The 19,204-nt window shown below is 69.4% G+C and carries 14 protein-coding genes, 1 other RNA gene and 1 pseudogene; 2 read left to right on the top strand and 14 right to left on the bottom strand.

The annotated features are described in order from the left end of the window. Positions 1-232 precede the first annotated feature (232 nt). From FHS42_RS11075 to FHS42_RS11105, 7 genes and pseudogenes are all read right to left on the bottom strand, one after another. Positions 233-1,111 (bottom strand): LLM class flavin-dependent oxidoreductase, encoded by an 879-nt coding sequence (locus FHS42_RS11075; RefSeq protein ID WP_184571495.1) that lies wholly within the window; start codon positions 1,109-1,111, stop codon positions 233-235. Between the two features lie 610 nt (positions 1,112-1,721). After that, the gene (locus FHS42_RS11080) at positions 1,722-2,000 is read right to left on the bottom strand and encodes an HU family DNA-binding protein (protein WP_176161898.1); all 279 of its coding nucleotides are present in this window, start codon (positions 1,998-2,000) and stop codon (positions 1,722-1,724) included. 354 nt (positions 2,001-2,354) lie between these two features. Further along, positions 2,355-3,776 (bottom strand): NAD-dependent malic enzyme, encoded by a 1,422-nt coding sequence (locus FHS42_RS11085; RefSeq protein ID WP_184571497.1) that lies wholly within the window; start codon positions 3,774-3,776, stop codon positions 2,355-2,357. A gap of 502 nt (positions 3,777-4,278) precedes the next feature. Next, positions 4,279-6,954 (bottom strand): HelD family protein, encoded by a 2,676-nt coding sequence (locus FHS42_RS11090; protein WP_312866823.1) that lies wholly within the window; start codon positions 6,952-6,954, stop codon positions 4,279-4,281. Between the two features lie 772 nt (positions 6,955-7,726). Further along, positions 7,727-8,326, bottom strand: a complete 600-nt coding sequence (locus FHS42_RS11095; RefSeq protein WP_184571507.1) for a CGNR zinc finger domain-containing protein — start codon at positions 8,324-8,326, stop codon at positions 7,727-7,729. A 177-nt stretch (positions 8,327-8,503) separates the two neighbouring features. Continuing rightward, positions 8,504-9,775 (bottom strand): uroporphyrinogen-III synthase, encoded by a 1,272-nt coding sequence (locus FHS42_RS11100; protein ID WP_184571509.1) that lies wholly within the window; start codon positions 9,773-9,775, stop codon positions 8,504-8,506. A gap of 158 nt (positions 9,776-9,933) precedes the next feature. Continuing rightward, positions 9,934-10,625 (bottom strand): annotated as a pseudogene (locus FHS42_RS11105) (hypothetical protein); the annotation flags it as partial. Positions 10,626-10,890: 265 nt separating this feature from the next. Here FHS42_RS11105 and FHS42_RS11110 point away from each other — a divergent pair. Beyond that, positions 10,891-11,274 carry a hypothetical protein gene (locus FHS42_RS11110; protein ID WP_184571511.1) on the top strand — a complete coding sequence of 128 codons (384 nt, stop codon included), beginning with the start codon at positions 10,891-10,893 and terminating at the stop codon, positions 11,272-11,274. A gap of 460 nt (positions 11,275-11,734) precedes the next feature. Here the strand turns inward: FHS42_RS11110 and ssrA are convergent. The 5 genes from ssrA to ftsE all read right to left on the bottom strand — a co-directional run bounded on the left by ssrA (position 11,735) and on the right by ftsE (position 16,141). Beyond that, positions 11,735-12,104: a transfer-messenger RNA gene (gene ssrA / locus FHS42_RS11115) on the bottom strand. A gap of 331 nt (positions 12,105-12,435) precedes the next feature. Then, complete coding sequence (gene smpB / locus FHS42_RS11120; RefSeq protein ID WP_184571518.1) at positions 12,436-12,915, bottom strand: SsrA-binding protein SmpB; 480 nt, start codon at positions 12,913-12,915, stop codon at positions 12,436-12,438. Between the two features lie 18 nt (positions 12,916-12,933). Continuing rightward, complete coding sequence (locus FHS42_RS11125; RefSeq protein WP_376772565.1) at positions 12,934-14,463, bottom strand: S41 family peptidase; 1,530 nt, start codon at positions 14,461-14,463, stop codon at positions 12,934-12,936. Between the two features lie 67 nt (positions 14,464-14,530). Further along, positions 14,531-15,442 carry a permease-like cell division protein FtsX gene (gene ftsX, locus FHS42_RS11130; RefSeq protein ID WP_184571520.1) on the bottom strand — a complete coding sequence of 304 codons (912 nt, stop codon included), beginning with the start codon at positions 15,440-15,442 and terminating at the stop codon, positions 14,531-14,533. Positions 15,443-15,451: 9 nt separating this feature from the next. Next, positions 15,452-16,141 carry a cell division ATP-binding protein FtsE gene (ftsE, locus tag FHS42_RS11135; RefSeq protein WP_184571522.1) on the bottom strand — a complete coding sequence of 230 codons (690 nt, stop codon included), beginning with the start codon at positions 16,139-16,141 and terminating at the stop codon, positions 15,452-15,454. 323 nt (positions 16,142-16,464) lie between these two features. On the opposite strand from ftsE, the gene FHS42_RS11140 reads away from it, so the two are divergent. Beyond that, complete coding sequence (locus FHS42_RS11140; RefSeq protein WP_184571524.1) at positions 16,465-16,653, top strand: hypothetical protein; 189 nt, start codon at positions 16,465-16,467, stop codon at positions 16,651-16,653. 336 nt (positions 16,654-16,989) lie between these two features. On the opposite strand, the gene FHS42_RS11145 is transcribed toward FHS42_RS11140, so the two are convergent. Beyond that, positions 16,990-17,739: an LPXTG cell wall anchor domain-containing protein gene (locus FHS42_RS11145; protein ID WP_184571526.1), complete on the bottom strand. Its 750-nt coding sequence runs from the start codon at positions 17,737-17,739 to the stop codon at positions 16,990-16,992. 338 nt (positions 17,740-18,077) lie between these two features. Further along, complete coding sequence (gene prfB, locus FHS42_RS11150; protein WP_184571528.1) at positions 18,078-19,187, bottom strand: peptide chain release factor 2; 1,110 nt, start codon at positions 19,185-19,187, stop codon at positions 18,078-18,080. Positions 19,188-19,204 lie beyond the last annotated feature (17 nt).

Genomic DNA, 19,204 nt, shown 5'->3' on the forward strand with positions numbered 1-19,204 from the left:
ACCACGCTGCCCCGCGCCACGCCACGCACGCTTGCTGCCGCTGCCGGTACTGAGAGGTCGCTGGCATCGCTGGGCGACATCGCTTACGGCATCGCTGGGCGGCTCCGCACGGTAGAGAGCCGCCCAGCTCTGTTGTGCGCTGCGGGCCGTTCCCGGCGCCGATCGGCGCCGGGCCGGCCACATGGTTCACGGCAAAACGATCATGGCCGTAAACGACCGTTCAGGGCCGCACCTAGCGAATGATTTCAGCCAGCCTGTCAACCTGGTCCGGATCGGCCGACCAGCAGTACAACATCACCTCGTCGGCCCCTATCTCCGCATAGCCTGCGATCGCCGCCCGGATCGCATCGGCCGTGCCCAGCAGGCCGCGGGCGACGTGCTCGGCGAAGTCAGAAAACGCGTAGTAGTCGCGTATGGCGCGCCGGGCCTCGTCCACCACCGGGTCCGGACCGATCGCCACGTTGACCTGGGCAACGAGCCGCGGCCGGCCCTCGCGACCAGCGCGCTGCCAGCCCTCCTCCACGGTGCGGAAGAGCCCGGTCAGCTGCGCGGGCGGCAACGAGGCGCCCAGGAAGCCATCGCCCCACTGACCGACGCGGGCCAGCGCGGCGGGAGCGAAGCCGCCGAACAAGATCTCCGGCCCACGCGCGCTGATGGGCGCCGGGCCCACCGGTCCGGTGTCGGGGACGCCTTCGACGCCGTCGCCGCCCGCCCACACGCGGCGCAGCACAGCGAGCCGTTCCTCCAGGGCGCGGCCCCGATGGCGGACATCGCCGCCCACGGCAAGAAAGTCGTCCTCCCGGCCGCCAATGCCAAGGCCCAGCGTGAACCGGCCATGTGAAATTCGGTCCAGGGTGGCGGCCTGCTTGGCGAGCAGCACCGGTTCGCGCAGCGGGGCGAGTAGTACCTCGGTCTGCACCCGGATGCGGCTGGTGGCCCCGGCGATGGCTGCCAGGGTGATCAGCGGCTCGGGGTTGTCGTAGACGAGCCGATCGAGCAGGCCGAGGGTGGCGAAGGGGCCGGCGTCGGCGCGCTTGGCCCAGGTCAGCAACGTGCCGGGGTCGCTGATGGGCAGGCCGATGCCAACCCGTACGGGCAAGGTGGTGGACATGGTGGGATGACCTCCGAAGGGGCGTTAGGGCATACGAAAACGCTGCCGCCCGCTCCCTGGCTTTGTGCGCGCTGCGCACGCGAGCCCGCTCCCCATTTGCGGCGTCATTCGATGGAGCGTGCTGTACGGAGTGGGCCGATCGTAGCCGCGACCCCCGACCACCGAAAAGCGATTTTCCGCGGCTCGCGAGCCCACCGACTCCGGCTCACGGACTCAGTCTTCCGTCCCCACATGCCGCACTGGCCCAGTTGCCGCCCCCCGTCCGGGCCGCCACGCTGGGCCGCCGCGGCGGGTCTCCACGCCGGATCTCCACGCCGGGCCCGTGAGCGCGCCGCAGCCCCATCGTGGGACCCAAATGGCCCGGATGCCCCGTAAGCGGCTCATAGCGCCGCACAGAGCCGTCTCTCCATGCCAGGGGTACCGCCCGCAGGACGCTGGAACCATACCTTCCGCCGCCATGTCGCCGCGCAACCGCCGCCACGGGCCCCGGCCAAGCGGGTTCGGTGCGGACGAGCGCCCGCAAAGTGGCCCACATCACCACGGTCCCCAGCCATACGAAAGGGCGGCCACCCGCACTGCGGGTGGCCGCCCTTGTCGTGTGATGTGAGGCTCAGCCCTTGGCGGCTTCCTTGAGCTTGGAGCCCGCGGAAACCTTCACGCTGTAACCGGCCGGAATCTGGATGGGGTCGCCGGTCTGCGGGTTACGCGCGGTCCGAGCGGCACGGTGGGTGCGCTCGAAGGTCAGAAAGCCGGGGATGGTGACCTTCTCGTCGCCCTTGGCAACGACCTCACCAACGGTCTCGGCGAGGGCGGCCAGCACGGCGTCGGCGTCCTTGCGAGTCACCTCGGCGCGGTCGGCCAGCGCGGCCACCAGCTCACTGCGGTTCATGTTGTACTCCCGTGTTCTTCTTGCCAATGAGGCGTGAGATCGAAGCCGATGCTGCCAGGGCCCTCGGACAGTCCCCGGACCCGGGTCCGATCTTTCGATCTTTCCGCGCCCTTGGGGGTCCCCCCTGGACGAGGTCCTCGGGGGAGCATCCTGCCCGCACCTATGGCGCGAAAGCCAATCCGGCACCCTAGGGAGTCACACGAAAAGCGCCACTGCCTCATTGTGATGACGCTCCGTTCACTCCCGGCAGCTCACCGCAGGGTTCGCTTCGCGTCTTACTCCGAGGCTGCGGCCGTTATGCTGCCCGCCACCCTACGGCCGCCCCGGCGGCCCTCAGCACCGCGACGCGCCGTCCTAGACCGCCGTGGTGCCGGTCACAGCCTTGGCCGCGTTCCGTACGGCACCGGCCACCGCACCCGCGACCTTGTCGTTGAAGACGGAGGGGATGATGTAGTTCGCGTTCAACTCGTCGTCAAGGACCACGTCGGCGAGCGCGCGAGCAGCGGCCAGCATCATCCGGGTGTTCACGGTACGTGACTGAGCGTCGAGGAGACCGCGGAAAACGCCCGGGAAAACCAGTACGTTATTGATCTGATTTGGGAAGTCTGACCGGCCGGTGGCCACGACGGCCGCGGTCTGCCGAGCCACCCCCGGGTCCACCTCGGGGTCGGGGTTGGCCAGCGCGAAAACGATCGCGTCGTGCGCCATCGCGGCCACGTCATCGCCGCTGAGTACGTTGGGCGCACTGACACCGATGAACACGTCGGCACCCACCACGGCCTGCTTGAGGGTGCCGGTGACGTTCTCCGGGTTGGTGTTGTCCGCGATCCAGCGCAGCGGGGAGTCGGGATCGGCGCCGACCAGGTCCTGGCGCCCGGAGTGCACCACTCCGTGAATGTCGGCGACCACCGCGTGCCGCAAGCCGGCGGCGATCAGGAGCTTGAGGATCGCCGTGCCCGCCGCGCCGGCGCCGGACATGACGACCCGTACGTCCTCGGTCTTCTTGCCCACCACGCGCAGCGCGTTGGTCAGCGCTGCGAGCACCACGATGGCGGTGCCGTGCTGGTCGTCGTGGAAGACCGGAATGTCCAGCGCCTCGCGCAGCCGGGCCTCGATCTCGAAGCAGCGGGGGGCGGAGATGTCCTCCAGGTTGATGCCGGCGAAGCCCGGCGCGATGGCCTTGACGATCGCGACGATGGCGTCCGTGTCCTGAGTGTCAAGGCACAGCGGCCAGGCGTCGATCCCCGCGAACCGCTTGAACAGCGCGGCCTTGCCCTCCATTACCGGCAGCGCGGCCATGGGCCCGATGTTGCCAAGGCCGAGCACGGCGGAGCCATCGGTGACCACGGCGACACTGTTGCGCTTGATGGTCAGCCGGCGGGCGTCCTCGGGGTTCTCGGCGATGGCCTGACAGACCCGGGCGACACCTGGCGTGTAGACCATCGACAGGTCGTCACGGTTGCGGATGGGGTGCTTGGACGACATTTCGATCTTGCCGCCGAGGTGCATCAGGAACGTACGGTCGGAGACCTTGCCGAGAGACACCCCCTCGATGCCGCGCAGCTTCTCGACGATCTCGTCGGCGTGCGCGGTGGAGGTCGCGGCAATGGTGACGTCGATCCGCAGCTTTTCGTGGCCGGAGGCGGTGACGTCGAGTCCGGTGACCGAACCGCCGGAGGACTCCACGGCGGTGGTGAGCTGGCTGACCGCGGTCCCGCTCGCGGGGACCTCCAGCCGGACCGTCATCGAGTACGAGACGCTAGGCGCCGTTGCCATGGCCGACTTCCTCTGCTTTCCCTTGTTCCCTTGGAGCGCGGCCACGCCGAGGCGTGCCACCCACTAATGGTCCCACCTACCAGTCGGTACTCGGTAACCACCCCGCGTCCGCCCCGCATCCGGCAGGTGGCGGAAGAGTTCTTTCACCCGGCGAGGTTTCGCGTCGCCAGCGGAAGCTCTCGCCCGAGATGACGCGATGGGCTGCTGAGGCGGGATTGGCATCTCGGCTGAGTTTGTTAGCCTGGATGTGACGCCGGCCCGATCCACGCCCCCGGGCCCAACCTTCGTCGCTACGAGCGACCACTTGCCGCGAGGCGAGCATGGCGGGTCGGTGTCACCTAAGCGTTCACATGGGGCGCCCCACCAGCGGTGGGGCGCCCCATTGCGTTCCGGCCGGGCCAGCGCCGGCGGGTCGAGGCCAGCGGACCAGCGCCAGTGGGCCGGGCGCCGGCCGGGTGCGACCCGCGCCCCGACCCAGCGCCCGCGCCACTGGTTGCTGCGACTAGTCCCGCAACAGATCCGGTACGCCCGCGGAGTCGGGCTCATCCCGCTCGCCGGAGAGCACGGTCAGCCGATGAGTTGCCCGGGTGAGCGCCACGTACAGCACCCGCAGCCCGGCCGGCGACTCGTCGGCGATCTCGGCGGGCGAGACCACGAGGGTCGCGTCGTACTCAAGGCCCTTGGCCTCCAGACTGCCGAGCACGACGACCCGGCTGCGCGGCTCCCCCGTACCAGCGGCGCCGCCTTGCCGGCCGGAGCCACCCGAGCGCACACCGGCGGCTGCGCCCGCGGCCTCCCGCGTACCAGCCCCCGCACCAGCCCCCATACCGACACCGCCGCCGAAGGCCACTGGTCCGGTCAGCTCCGCCAGCCAGGCGCGGGCCTCGGTGCGGCGGCCCATCGCGACGACCACGCCGACCGTGCCGTCCACCTCGGCCAGCAACCGCCGCACCTCCGCCCGCAGCACGGCGCCCGGATCGTTCCCCGCCACCACGAACCGCGGCTCAAGGCCGGTGGACCGCACCGCGGTCGGAGGCGAGGTGCCGGGCATCGCGAGGGCGAGCACCTTGGAGGCGAGGGCGGCGATCTCCGCCGGGTTGCGGTAATTGACGGTGAGCTGGAAGCGGCGGCGGGGCCGGGTGCCAAGCGCCTCGTCCCGGGCGGCAGCCGCCTCGTCCGGGTCGGACCAGGAGCTTTGCGCCGGGTCGCCGACCACGGTCCAGGTGGCCTGCCGGCCCCGGCGGCCGACCATCCGCCACTGCATGGGCGTCAGGTCCTGCGCCTCGTCCACGATGACGTGCGCATAGTCCGTACGCACCTCATCGCGCAGCCGCTCAAGCCGCTCGGCCCGGCTCGACCGGGAGGAGGTCCGGTCGGCGTAGGTGGTCAGCTCGTCCAGGCCGGTGAGCTGGTCGAGCGGGTCCGCCTCGCGCTTACGGGGCCGGGCAGGAGTGCCGAGCAGCATGTGCAGCTCGTCGATGAGGGCTACATCGTGCACCGACAGCGGGCCGTGCCCCGCGGCGTCGAGCCGCCGCAGCGAGCGCGCCATCAGCCGCACCTCGCGCTGTGTCAACACCCGGCCCCTGCCGCCAGCGCCCCCGGCCCAGCGGGCCAGCCGCCGCTCGTCGGCCATCGCGGCGAGCACCCGGCGCGGCGTCAACTCGGGCCACCATGCGGCGAGGAAATCGGTGAACTCCGACTCCGTGGTGATGTCCTCGTCGAATGCCTCGCGGGCCTCGGCCGCCAGCTCCGGGTCCTGGTAGCGCCGCGGCCCACCGGAGGCCGACCACAGCGCGTCCAGCAGCAGCCGCCGGGCACGCGGACGCATCAAATTGACCGGAGCGGTGCCGCTGAGCACCGACTGCCGGATCTGCCGCAGCTTCTGCCCATCCAACTCGACGCGGGCGCCGAAGGCGACCACCCGCAACCGATCGGGCACGCCGTTCCCTGCCCTGGTCCCGCCCCTACTGTCACCGGTGTACGCCTCATCGCCGACCAGCTCATCGAAGGCGAGCTGACCGCTGTCGCCGCCCTCGTCGGCGTGGGCCACCGGAGCCGGTCCTGGCAGCGTGAGCGCGCCCCTGGCCGCCTTCCGCAGCACCCTCGCCATCCGTACGGACCCCTTGACCCTGGCCACGGCCGGTTCGTCGTACACCAGGGCGCCACTGTCGCCCTGCTGGCCGCCCCGCTGCGCAACCTCGGCCGCCTCGGCCAGGGAGCCGATGGCACGGATCGCCACCTGGCCCTCCTCACCGAGCGAGGGCAGCACGCCCTCGGTGTACGCGACGAGCAGCGGGGTGGGGCTGACGATGAGGATGCCGCCCGCGTAGCGGCGCCGGTCCTGGTAGAGCAGGTACGCGGCGCGGTGCAAGGCGACCGCCGTCTTGCCCGTGCCGGGGCCGCCCTCGACCAAGGTGACGGAGTTCGCGGGGGCCCGGATCACCAGGTCCTGTTCCGCCTGGATGGAGGAGACGATGTCCCGCATGGTGTGCCCGCGGGCCCGGCCCAGCGCGGCCATCAGCGCGCCGTCGCCGACGACCGACAGCGGCTCACCGTCGAGGGATGCGGTCAGCTCCGGGCGTAGCAGGTCATCCTCCACGCCGAGCACCTTGCGGCCCTTGCTGCGGATGACGCGGCGGCGCACGACGCGGCCAGGCGCCACGGGGGTAGCCCGGTAAAAGGGCGCCGCTGCGGGCGCCCGCCAGTCGATGACCAGCGGCGAATACTCCGCGTCGAGCACGCCGAGCCGTCCGATGTGCAGCGTCTCGGCAATGTCGGCGTGCGCGCCACCGCTGTCATCGATGCGTTCGGCGTCGTCGGCGGGCTCGACGGAGGTGTGCGCACCGTCCGGGCCGCGCTTGCCGTCCTTGCCGAGCAGCAGGTCGATCCGGCCGAAGAGGAAGTCCTCGAACTCGCTGTTCAACCGATTCAGGTGCACGCCGGCGCGGAAAACCTGTGCGTCGCGCTCGGCGAGCGCGCCGGGCGTGCCGACCTGGCCTCCCTTCACCGCGTCGTTCATGAGGTACTCGGCCTCGTGGATCTTCTCCTCAAGGCGCCGGTACACCCGGTTGAGATGACGCTGCTCGACCCGGATCTCCCGGTCACGGGCTCCCTCGGTGTCGGACCCGGTATGCCGGGACGCTGCGGATGCTGCGTGCGTGGCGTTGTGCGCGGCCACCCAGGCCCCCTTCTGTGTGCGTAGGGCAGCCGTCAACCGTACGCGAACTGGGGCACCCTGCGCACGCATCCGAACAGAGCTGGCCCGATCCCCCACCGCACGGGCCCCCGCACCCGGCACCGACCGCCCGGGGCGGCCCGCCCTCGGCACCCACTCGCCGCGCCAGTGCGCCGCGCCCGAGTCCGCCACCAGCCCGCAGCACCCGCACCCGTCGCCGCCCACGCCACCCGTCCAGGGTCCGCGCCCCGAGGCAGTCGAGCGCCGCCGAATGCAGTGGCACGCGCCGGCTCGCTGCCAGGCCACGTCGGTGCGTTACGCAACGGCAGGTGGGCCGCACATCGCCCTGCCCCGATCCGCCCGCGCGGCCAACGGCGGCGCCAACCGCCGTCCGCTGAGCTCCGATTGCGCCGCCGAACATGGTGCCTGCACTACGAAGCCGGGTCGGCCTGCCTTCATGTTCCGTCAGACTACGGCCAGTTAGCCGCCGATAACGGTCAGAACATGAAGGCGCTACCACGAGGGATACAGGCCCCGGACCCCCGACCGGGGCCTGTACCGTCTCCACGTTCTCACATCAACTCGGTTTGTGCGTCCATTAATTGATGGCATATCAGGAATGCTTGACTCCGGTGGTCGGGGTGCTGAAACGACGTGGCGCGGTCGGCGGAGGCGGCCATCCCTGGCGGGCCGGTGCGGCCGATGCCGCAGTCGTGCGTCTGCTGTGGCGGTGGGGGCCGCTACGGTGGGAGCCGTTGCCGTGGCTGCCGGGCAGCTAGGCGCGGGCGGCGACCGCGCGTCTGCGGTGCCTGGCCACCCGTTCTCGGTTACCGCACACCTCGCTTGAGCACCAGCGGCGGCGCCGGCCGCGCGAGGTGTCCAGATAGATCAGCGCGCAAGTCTCCCCCTCGCACCGGCGCAACTGCCCCTTGGCCGTCTGGTCGGTGAGCAGGTCGATGGCGTCGCGGGCGATCTGGGCGAGCAGCGCCGCGCAGTCGGGCCGGGTGGCGAGGGTACGTACGAGGGTGCCGTCCGCGGCGCGTACCGCGCGCATGGCCGGGGGCCCGATGCTGGCCAGCGCGTTCACCCGCTCGACGTCAACGCCCGCGGCCCGGCCTTCGAGCTCGGCGCATACGACGCGGCACAACAGGTCCCGTACGGCGTGGAAGCGGGCCAGCCAACTGGTGTCCAGGGCGTCCAACGGCATGCCGGGCGGTAACAGGCCAGCGCCCACGAGCCACTGGCCAAGCCGGCCCGGACTGTCGAGCCGCTCCACCGGCTCGTCACCGAACCGGCCGCCCACCGTCGCCACCAGGTCGAGGCAGACCCGACCGGCGTCGAAGCGAAGATCGTAAGAGGCCGAGACCGCCGCCATCCGCCTATCACTCCCTCAGTCCGCGGGGCGCCCGGACGCCCGTGAGGAACCTCCACTTCCAGAGTGCCCGCCCCGGGCCCCTCCCCGTAACCCTCCCGACACGTCCGGAAGCAGCCCGGGGCAGCCGCGCCAGGCGGGGTGTGGCCCCGCTGCGAGGTGCCGTCAGGCTGTGGGCTGTCAGGCTTCGCCGGACTTCGAGTCGGCCGTTGGGTCGAGCGCCAGCCGGTACCCCCGCTTGACCACCGTCTGGATCAGCCGTGGTGAGCCGAGCGCGCCGCGTAGCCGGGTCATCGCCGTCTCCACCGCGTGTTCGTCGTTGCCCGCGCCCGGCAGCGCACGCAGCAGGTCGGCGCGCGATACGACCCCGCCGGGGTGGCGGGCGAGCGCGCGCAGCAGCACCATGCCGGCCGGAGGCACCGGGTGCAGTTCGCCGTCCACGAGCGCCGCATGCCCCCGGACCTCCAGACGCTGGCCCGCGACCGGCAGCGGCTGCACCCGGGCAGGCAGTTCCTGACACAGCAGCTGAACCAACGGGCCAAGCCGAAATCGCTCGGGCTGGCAGGTGGGTACGTCGTGGGCCGCCAATGGCAGTGCGGTGACCGGGCCCACGCAGGCGGTCAGTACGTCCTGACGCAGCGCGTCGATGAGCGCACCGCGGATGCCGCGCCGCTCCGCCCGGTCCAACAGGCCGGCCGCGGCGGGCGCGCTGGTGAAGGTGATGGCATCCACGGCGCGGGCGATGGTGGCGTCCAGGAGCCGATCGAGGGGGCCCGGGTCCTCGGGGGCCATCCACCGATAGACCGGCACCCCGACCACCTCGGCACCCCCTGCCCGCAGTGACTCCACGAACCCCGGCAGCGGCTCGCCGTGCAACTGAAGGGCGATCCGGCGGCCTTCGACCCCCTCGGCAAGAAGCCGGTCGAGCACCTCCGCCATGGATTCGGAGGCGGGCGACCAGTCCTCGGTGAGCCCTGCGGCCCGGATCGCGCCGCGCACCTTGGGGCCGCGGGCAAGAAGTTCCGCACCGCGCAGCCGATCAAGCAGTACCGCCCCCAGGCCCCAGCCATCGGCGGCCTCGACCCAGCCGCGAAAGCCGATGGCCGTCGTCGCAATCACCACGTCGGGCGCATCGTCGATCAACTGCTTGGTGGCGGCCAGGAGTTCGCTGTCGTCGGCAAGCGGAACGATGCGCAGCGCGGGCGCATGGATGACCACGGCGCCGCGCCGCTGCAACAGCGCGATCAGCTCATCCGCGCGCCGGGCCGCGGTAACCCCCACCGTGAACCCCGCGAGCGGAGTGCCCGCCCGCCCGGGTCCACGACCACCATCCGGCCCCTGCTGCCCGCTCTCGACCTGCGGATCGCCGTGCTGATCACTCGTGTCCTGCGGACCGTTCGTATCCTGCGAACGGTGCTGCTGATCGTTCTCGCCCTGCTGGTCTGCGTGCATGCGCCTCGCCCCGCTCATGGCCGTCTTGGTCGTGCTCCGCCCGGCGATCGTGGTCCGGCCCGCGGAGCCCGAGCCTGCCAGCGCTCGGTGACGGCCTCGGTTCGCCAGTATTTCCTGCCTGTTACGCCCCCGCTCGTACGTCGGTCAGCTTGGGCTCTCACACCGGCGTGATTCGGCCGCGGCTCGGCCCGCTTGGCTACGACGGGGCCGGCGGCCGATTTCCGCAGGTACACCCACCAGGTGACGGCGAAGCACAGCACACAGAACAGGAGGAAGGACAAAAAGGCGGGGGCCCCGGTGTGCACTGTACGAAACGCCTCCCGAAAGGCCAGGTTGACGCCCAGGCCACCGAGCGCGCCGAACAGCCCCGTCACGGCGCCGGACAGCCGCCGTACGTGGGCCGCGGCGTCCTCGCCGCGCAGGCCGAGCGCAAGCGCCTTGGTCTGGAAGATGCCGGGGATCATCGTGTACGTGGAGCCGTTGCCGAGCCCGCTGAGCACAAGCAGCACGACGAAGCCGACGAGGAAGACCGGCAACGAACACGGTCCAGTTGCGCCCGCCGTAGCGCGCCACAGCGAAGGTGTACGGAACCCGCAGCACCGCGCCGACCAGCGTCGGCATGGCGGCCAGGAAGAATGTCCGGGCCGCGTCGAACCCGTACTAGGGCCTCACGAACAGCACCATCACCGACCACAGGCTCCGAAAGGAGAAACCACTGTGCTCGGAGAGGATCGAGAGCAACAGATGACGCCGAGCGATCCGCCGCCCCCGGCGTACCAAAAGAGCTCGTCTTCCGGGTCCAACGCTCGATCCACCGCTTGCCCGTACGGGCCGTGCTCGGGCCAGTCAACGCGCCCCACCTCCCTGGGCCGGTCCAATCGCCGCTAGGGACCGCGCGTTTCCGGCCGATGGCATGACGTGACACAGACGAAACCGTGCACTCACCTGCGGACCCGGGAGTCCGTGAGCAACACTGACCGCTGATCAACGCCGTTACGCCGTATCACCGGGGGATTCTCGTGCGCAGCTCTCATCTCCACTTACGCTCCGAACACGCACTCACCCCACACCAACGACCCCACCCGGCGCGAAGGCCACACCGGCCCGCCGCGGCCGTGGCCCTCTGCCTGGCACTGGCCCTCACGGGCGCCTGTTCCGACGACTCCAACGGCGACGCGAAGGCCGTAAACCTGTCGGAACGAACGGTGCCGAACGCCATCGCCGCCTTCCAGTCCGCCGAGGGCCCAGGGTGCGGTGAGGGCGACTGCACCCAGCATCTACGCCGACTGGTGGGCGACATCCGAGCCTTGGGCCAGGCGATGTACGCGGCACCAAACGGCGAGCAGACGTTCGCCAAGCCGCTGAAGATCGTGAAGGACATGGAGCGAGAACTACCGGGCAATGAATCCGCCGAGGTGGACGACTTCGCACGAGAGCCCGCCCTCAGCGCGGCAAGAGCCCTGAAGCAATGGATAGCGAACAACCCGAAAACGCAGTAAACCACCCCCCACCCCGCATCGCTCCCGCAAGCAACCAAAAACCGGAGAGAAAGCAACAACCAACCCCCGAGCACCACAACAAGAGCAGCCAGCAAAGGCGAAGCCAAGCGAACCCAAAAGCAGGCAGCGAAGGCGAAGCCAAGCGGAACCCCACGAAAGAGCCAGCGAAGGCGAAGCCAAGCGGCCCCCTCCCCCACCCCAACGAAACCGCAGCAGACAACCAACCCAGCAAAGGCGAAGCCAAGCGACACCCAAAAGCAGCCAGCAAAGGCGAAGCCGAGCGGCACTCCACGCAGGAGCCAGCGAAGGCGAAGCCGAGCGGAACCCTCCCGCACCCCGCCGCGGGCCCACCCACGAGGGGGACGCGGGTGGCGAAGCCCCCGCACGCGAGGCGAAGCCGAGCAAAACGACGAAGGCGACACCGCCCGCGCTTTCCGCGGGCATGCGTCGCCTATCGCCTTCGTGGAGATGGCGGGAATCGAACCCGCGTCCAACGGTGCAAAAACAGGGCTTCTCCGTGTGCAGTCTGCTGCGCTTTTCTTAGCCCCGGAGATCACGCAGACAAGTCTCCGACGGGCTCAGTCACTGTTTAGTTTCCCACTAGCCCCCGTGACCGGGACCGGTGGTTGAGTTCCCTAGCTGATGCCAGGAACCGGGTCGGGAACAGCCCCGGGCTGACACTTCGCAAATCGCTACTTAGGCAGCGAGGGCGAAGGAATCGCGCTTGGAATCGGCGATTATTGTTTTCGGCGCGTGGTTTACGAGATCATTGCCGCTTCCTCGACACGCTTCCCCTGCTTCGACATCCGCTGTCGAAACCGATCATCCCCATGTTGATTTTTCAAAGCGCACCCCGTGAGGGGCTGTCCCGGCTAGCGGGGCGAGTGCCATCGTACGTGAAGAGCAAGTGCGGGGGCCAGTTTATTCCGGAGCAGGTGGGCCGGGCCCCACGCGCGGCATCCCGACCGCGGCCGTAACAGCCGCCACGACCGCCACCCCAGGCGTGGAAACGAAGGCCGCGCGATCAAGAACCTGCCCCCACGGCGCCCCGTAGAGCGACGACCGACGCGGCCACGCCCACGAACCACCAACCAGCCCGGCGACACCCACGACCCAACGGCCGACACGGTGACCCGGCGACCCGGTAACACCCAGCGTGGTTCAAGCTTGCTGGCGGCGCCGTACCGCCGAGATGGCCCGCTGGGTCTCGCGCTGGTCCTGCTGCTCGCGCAGCGTCTGCCGCTTGTCGTACTCCTTCTTACCCTTGGCCAGCGCGATCTCGACCTTGGCCCGGCCGTCCTTGAAGTACAGGGCCAGCGGGATGATGGTGTGGCCCGTCTCCTGGGACTTCGACTCCAGCTTGTCGATCTCCTCCCGGTGCATCAGCAGCTTGCGCTTGCGCCGTGCGGAGTGATTGGTCCACGTCCCTTGGGTGTACTCCGGCACATGGACGTGGTGCAGCCACGCCTCGTGCCCGTCGATCTGTACGAATCCATCGACCAGCGACGCCCGACCCTGGCGGAGTGACTTGACCTCCGTGCCGGTCAGCACGAGGCCGCACTCGTACGTGTCGAGGATGTGGTAGTCGTGTCGCGCCTTTTTGTGCTGCGCGATCAGTTTGCGTCCCGTCTCTTTAGCCATAGCGCGGCCATTGTCGCACTAGGCCCCGCCCCCGAGGCCACTCAATACTGACTGCGCACGCTGTTCTGCGTCGCTTCCGACCGTCAAGTCGGGCGCGATGCCCACGCCCTCGACTCCGCGGCCGACCGGGGTGTGGTACTGCCCCACGGTCTCTTCGGCGACCGAGCCGTCCGGGCGCTCGGTCGGCAGTTGGACCGTGCCCTTGCCGAAGGTCTGCGAGCCGACGACGACGGCCCGGCCCCGGTCTTGCAACGCTCCGGTCAGTAGCTCGCCTGCGCTCATCGTGCCGCCGTCCACCAGCACCACCAGCGGCGTTTGGGTGTCACCGCCAGGCTCGGCGTTGAGTACCTGCTGGTCACCGCGTACGTCATAGGTGGCGACCAGGCCGCCATCGAGAAAGGCAGACGCCGCGGTGACGGCCTCGGTGACCAGGCCGCCGGAGTTGCCGCGCAGGTCAAGAATGACGCCGTCGTCGTCGGGTGCGGCGCGTACCGCGCGGCGCACCTGGTTGCCGGTGTCCTTGGTGAAGGACTCGATCTTGATCCGGGTCGCGTCGGGTTCTCCGCTGGTCAGCCGGTCTACAGTGACGTTTCTTGCGGCGAGTCGCGAGCGGCGCAGGGTCTCGGTCCACTGGCGGCCGGCGCGCTCCAAACCGAGCACCACCTGACTACCGGAAGCCTCGTCGGCCGTACGCCGCGCCCCGCTGTCCTCGCGCGAAGCCGACCCGTCAGGCCCTGTGCTCCGCTCCTCCGCGCCGTTCTCCGGCGCGCGGTCAGCCTCGCCAGCGGGACTGCCTTCCCGTACGGGGCCGGCCTCGCGCGTGCTGTCTCCGCCTGCGGCGCTCCCACGCGCTGCTGCACCGGGCCCATCGGCGCCACTGGTGCCATCGACTGCGCCGGGCCGCTGCCCGGTCCCATCGGCCGCTTCCCGCGTTCCGCCGGCCGCGCCAGTCGGCTCATCCGTCATGTCGCCGCGCAGCCGGGCGACGACCTCGGTGACGGGTCTGCCCGTCACCGGCACGCCGTCGATGGATCTCAGTCGGTCGCCGGTGCGCACACCGGCTCGTGCGGCCGGGCTTCCGGGCTGGACCCGGTCCACCGCGATGGTGCCATCGGGCATGCGGCGGGCCCACAGTCCGACGCCCACGTACTGGCCGTCGAGGCCGCGCCGAAACCCCTCGTACTCGCGGCGTGAGTACACCGAGCTCCACCGGTCACCGCTGCGGCTCACCTCATGCGACGGGAGGTCATACCCCGGTACCTTCGCAGCGGGAGTGCCGCCCTCGCCGTGCGGCTCGTCGGCGGCGCGGGAGTTGGCTACGAGGGAGTCGGCGACGGGGTACGAGGGGATGCGGACCGCGCGCTGTGACTGCTCCGAAGGGGTCTCGTCCCCCCAGGAACCGGTGGCCGCGCCGGTCGCAAGGACGCTGGCGAATACCAAGGTCAGGGCGGCCCCGCGGCGGGTACGGCGGAGCCGACGCTCGGCGTCCATGGGCTGCGTTCCAGCCGGAGCGGAGCGGAGCGGATGGTTCATCCACAGGCCCGACATGCCGGTGAGTCTAGGCCACCGCAGGGCGCCGCACGGGGTGTTGGCCGCACGACGCCCTGGGCGTATGTCACACCTTGAGGTACTTGCGCAACGCGAAGAAGGCAGCAAGAGCCGGCATGAGCAGGCCGATCGCGAGCACCAACGGCAGTTTCACGACCACCGCGTCCCAGCCGATGAAGTCGATCACGCTGATGTGATCCGCGAGCCAGCCGTTCACCAGGACCTGCTGCCCGGTGACGAGCAGGACGCAGGCGAGGATCGCGCCGATCAGACCGGCGATGGCGGCTTCCATGATGAACGGCATCTGGATGTAGAAGCTCGATGCACCCACCAGCCGCATGATGCCGGTCTCCCGGCGGCGGCTGAACGCCGAGACGCGGACGGTGTTGACGATCAGGAGCAGGGCGACCACGAGCATCAGCGCCATCACACCGAGCGCCGCGAAGTTCATGCCGCTGAGCAGGTTGAAGAGTGGTTCGAGTACGGCCTTTTGGTCCTGTACCTCCTGCACTCCCGGTCTGGAGGCGAAGGCGCTGGAGATGACCTTGTACTGCTCCGGGTCCTTGAGCTTGACCCGAAAGGACTCCTGCATCTGATCAGCCGTCAGAGAGCTGGCCAGCGGGGAGTCGCCGAACTCCTCCTTGTAGTGCTTGAACGCCTCTTCGCTGCTCTCGAAGTGGACCGTCTCGACCAGGTTCATCCGCCCCAGCTCGGCGCGGATCTCCTTCTTCTGGTCATCGGTGACGGCGCCCTTGTCGCAGTTGGGCGAGGTCTCCTTGTCGTTCTTGTTGCACAGGAAGATCGAGACGTTGACCTTGTCGTACCAGTAGCCCTTCATCGAATCGACCTGCTCGCTCATCAGCAGGGACGCCCCGAACAGGGCGAGTGAAAGGGCCACGGAGACGATCACAGCGAAGGTCATCGTCAGATTGCGACGGAGACCGACGCCGATCTCCGACAGGACGAACTGGGCGCGCATGGCGTCCTTTCAGTGCTGGTAGCCGTAAACGCCGCGCGACTGGTCGCGTACGAGACGGCCCTTTTCAAGTTCGATAACGCGCTTACGCATCTGATCGACGATTTGCTGATCGTGGGTGGCCATGACCACCGTGGTCCCGGTCCTGTTGATCCGGTCGAGCAGCTTCATAATGCCGACAGAGGTCTGCGGGTCGAGGTTGCCGGTAGGCTCATCCGCGATCAGGAGCATCGGTCGGTTGACGAACGCGCGGGCGATGGCGACCCGCTGTTGCTCACCGCCGGACAGCTCGCCCGGCATCCGGTCCTGCTTGCCGCCGAGTCCGACCAGGTCAAGGACCTCGGGCACGGTCTTGCGGATGGCGACGCGCGGCTTGCCGATCACTTCGAGCGCGAAAGCGACGTTCTCCCCCACGGTCTTGTTGGGGAGCAGTCGGAAGTCCTGGAAGACGGTGCCGAGCTGGCGGCGCATCTGCGGCACCTTCCAGTTGGACAGCCGTGCGAGGTCCTTGCCCAGCACGTGAACGGCACCGTGACTGGCCCGCTCCTCGCGCAGCAAGAGCCGCAGAAAGGTGGACTTGCCCGACCCCGAGGAGCCCACCAGGAAGACGAATTCGCCCTTGGCGATCTCCAGCGAAACATCCCGCAGCGCGGGGCGGGTCTGTTTGGGATAGGTCTTGGAGACATTGTCGAATCGGATCACGGGTACACCACGGTCGGCCTGTATCGGCCTGCATAGAGGGCACGGGCTGCCGCTGGCGCGGCTCCCGTCGGTGAGCGTGACCTTACGCGAACCGCACAGGGGCGCGCAGTCAGCGTCCGAGGTTGGTGCGTCTATTCACGGCGTCATCGGGGACAAAACGACGGCAACTCAACGGTGCACCGCCCCCGCGCTGGAGCGATGTGCACGGAGCGCGCCGAAGCGGGAGCAAGCTGACACAGTGGAAGAGGAACAAGCGCCCGTCTCGAAGCGTTTGCCCTTTGTATAGGCAGCGGCTCCCGCTGCACACGGGAGGAGGAGAGCGCATGACGTTCGACAGGCTTGTCTGCGCCCATTGCGCCAGTCCCGTCAACGAGGGCCGGTGCCGGGTCTGCCGGGCCCAGCGGCGTACACAGCAGGAAGGCCCGCTCGCCGGGCTCACCCCCGCGATGCTGGTTGCCCTGCTCATAGCGCTGATAGCCGTGGCTGCCGTGGCCCACGAATTCGCGGTGTAACGACCGCACGCCGCACTGCACCGGAGCGAGCGGAGGGTCCGCCGCGGCTGGTGATCGCCGTTGGTCATGACGTGAACGCGACCGGTAATCCTGGCGCCTTGGGGATCTTGGGGCCCTCGGCAGGGGCGCACCGGCTACGCACGGACGATGAGCATGGACGACGAGGGGCCCGCAGCGCGGGCGGCGCGGACGCTGTAACAACGTCCGCGTGCAGTGCGCTGCGGGCCCCTCGTCATGTTCATCGGCGGGCGACCGTCATCGGTGTTCGCCCATGCAGCACTCGCCGGTCGGCCGTACCAGCCCAGGCCCTCCGGTACGGCCCTATCAGCGCGTTCGTCAGGCCGCAGTGGTGTTACGGCTGATCAGACGCGGCATGAAGCGGAAGCCGATGCCACCGGCAATCATGGTTGCCGCACCGACGAGCAGGAACGCCGTCTCAGAAGCGCCGGTCTCGGCCAGCTCTTCCTTCGGCTTGTTCTGCTGCACCTGCTGGGCGCCCGCGCCATCGGTGTCAGTGTTGTCCGCGCAGTCGGTGCCGTCCGTGCCGACCGGGCAGGTGCCCGAGTCGCCGTTGTCACCGCCAGTGCCACCGCCCGGAGTCGTCGGCTGGGCGGAAGGGCTACCAGCCGGCGGCTCTGAGGGGCTACTGGTCGGCGGGTTGGTCGGCTGACCGGTGGGCGGAACCGTTGGCGGGTTGGTCGGCGGAGTCGTGGGCGGCGTCGTGGGCGGGTTGCTCGTGGGCGGCGTCGTGGGCGGGTTGCTCGTGGGCGGCGTCGTGGGCGGGTTGCTCGTGGGCGGCGCACTCGTCGGCGGGGGAATCGTGGGCGGCGCACTCGTGGGCGGGGCGCTCGTCGTCCCGCTCGGGAGGTGGGAGGGCTCGGACGACGTCGGCGACGGAACGGTCGGGGCCTTGCCCGCAGCGACGTTTACGCCCTGCTTGCTTGTCTCGGCCTGGACCCCCACCCCGCCAACGCTGACATCAATGCCAACCGCCGAAGCGGCGCCCGCTGCGGTGAGCGACGCGCCAGCGGCGATCACCGTTCCCGCGACGATCCGCGCAACGCGCAACCGCGTCTTCTTGCTCATCTGCCTGGTACCCCCAGTAGCTGTACTCGTCGATGGAGCAGCTATGTACGGGGCACGGCTCGGGGCTGCGTCGCGCGGCGCGAATTCAACAACAGGCTGGCCGCGGGCCCCCGTTCACACGCGCCCCAGTGCATACGCATGCCGTGCGCCAGCTTTCCCACTTTTCACACCACCGTCAAGGTCGTTCCGTACGGGATGTCCGCCTTGCTGCTACTTGACGGTCAGCAGGAGATGTAACTGTCACCTAAAAGCTTGCCGCGTACGGACTGCGGGGCTGCCACGTACAAGCTTGGTGTCGCACGCGCGGGTCAGCACGCCCCGGACCGCTGGTGCTTCTTCTACTGCTGCTCCTGCTGCTTGCGCCAGCGAATGCCCGCTTCGAGGAAGCCGTCGATCTCGCCGTCGAGGACCGCCTGCGGGTTGCCGACCTCGTGGCTGGTACGCAGGTCCTTGACCATCTGGTAGGGGTGCAGAACGTACGAACGCATCTGGTTGCCCCAGGAGTTGCCGCCGTCGCCCTTGAGCGCGTCCATCTTGGCCTGCTCCTCCCGGCGACGGCGCTCAAGAAGCTTCGCCTGGAGGACGTTCATCGCGCTCGCCTTGTTCTGGATCTGCGAGCGCTCGTTCTGACAGGAGACGACGATGCCGGTGGGGAGGTGGGTCAACCGCACGGCGGAGTCGGTGGTGTTGACGCCCTGGCCGCCGGGCCCGGAGGAGCGGTACACATCGATGCGCAGGTCGGCCTCATCGATTTCCACGTGGTCGGTCTGCTCCACTACCGGGAGCACCTCGACACCGGCGAACGACGTCTGACGACGGCCCTGGTTGTCGAAGGGCGAGATGCGCACCAGGCGGTGAGTGCCCTGCTCGACGGAGAGCGTGCCGTAGGCGTACGGGATCTGGACGACGAAGGTGGAGGACTTGATGCCCGCCTCTTCCGCGTACGAGGTGTCGTAGACCTCGGTCTTGTAGCCGTGCCGCTCGGCCCAGCGCAGATACATCCGCTGAAGCTGCTCAGCGAAGTCGGCGGCGTCCACGCCACCGGCCTCGGCCCGAATGTTGACGAGGGCCTCACGGGCGTCGTACTCACCGGACAGCAGCGTGCGGACCTCCATCTCGTCCAGCGCCTTGCGGACCGACGTCAGCTCGGTGTCGGCCTCGGCCCGCGCGTCCGCGTCGTCCTCGTCGTCGGCGAGCTCGAAGAGCACCTCAAGGTCGTCGATCCGGCTCCGCAGTTCCTCGGTCCTGCGAAGCTGCCCCTGGAGGTAGGAGAGCTTGCTGGTCACCTTCTGCGCGTTCTCCGGGTCCTCCCAGAGGGAGGGCACCGCCGCCTGCTCCTCAAGCACGGCAATGTCGGCCCTCATCTTGTCCAGATTGAGGACCGCCTCGATCGACCCCATGGTGGAGGAGAGGGACTTCAGCTCTTCGGATACATCGACGACTGCCACACCCCCAGCCTAACGGC

It is taken from the genome of Streptomyces zagrosensis (assembly GCF_014203645.1).
Classification (GTDB): Bacteria; Actinomycetota; Actinomycetes; order Streptomycetales; family Streptomycetaceae; genus Streptomyces; species Streptomyces zagrosensis.

Bases quoted from the DNA above. Each gene is read 5' to 3' on its own strand.
- FHS42_RS11075 (WP_184571495.1), bottom strand. From the start codon at position 1,111: ATGTCCACCACCTTGCCCGTACGGGTTGGCATCGGCCTGCCCATCAGC.
- FHS42_RS11085 (WP_184571497.1), bottom strand. From the start codon at position 3,776: ATGGCAACGGCGCCTAGCGTCTCGTACTCGATGACGGTCCGGCTGGAG.
- FHS42_RS11100 (WP_184571509.1), bottom strand. From the start codon at position 9,775: ATGCACGCAGACCAGCAGGGCGAGAACGATCAGCAGCACCGTTCGCAG.
- FHS42_RS11145 (WP_184571526.1), bottom strand. From the start codon at position 17,739: ATGAGCAAGAAGACGCGGTTGCGCGTTGCGCGGATCGTCGCGGGAACG.
- FHS42_RS11095 (WP_184571507.1), bottom strand. From the start codon at position 8,326: ATGGCGGCGGTCTCGGCCTCTTACGATCTTCGCTTCGACGCCGGTCGG.
- FHS42_RS11140 (WP_184571524.1), top strand. From the start codon at position 16,465: ATGACGTTCGACAGGCTTGTCTGCGCCCATTGCGCCAGTCCCGTCAAC.
- ftsX (WP_184571520.1), bottom strand. From the start codon at position 15,442: ATGCGCGCCCAGTTCGTCCTGTCGGAGATCGGCGTCGGTCTCCGTCGC.
- FHS42_RS11080 (WP_176161898.1), bottom strand. From the start codon at position 2,000: ATGAACCGCAGTGAGCTGGTGGCCGCGCTGGCCGACCGCGCCGAGGTG.
- FHS42_RS11125 (WP_376772565.1), bottom strand. From the start codon at position 14,463: ATGTCGGGCCTGTGGATGAACCATCCGCTCCGCTCCGCTCCGGCTGGA.
- smpB (WP_184571518.1), bottom strand. From the start codon at position 12,915: ATGGCTAAAGAGACGGGACGCAAACTGATCGCGCAGCACAAAAAGGCG.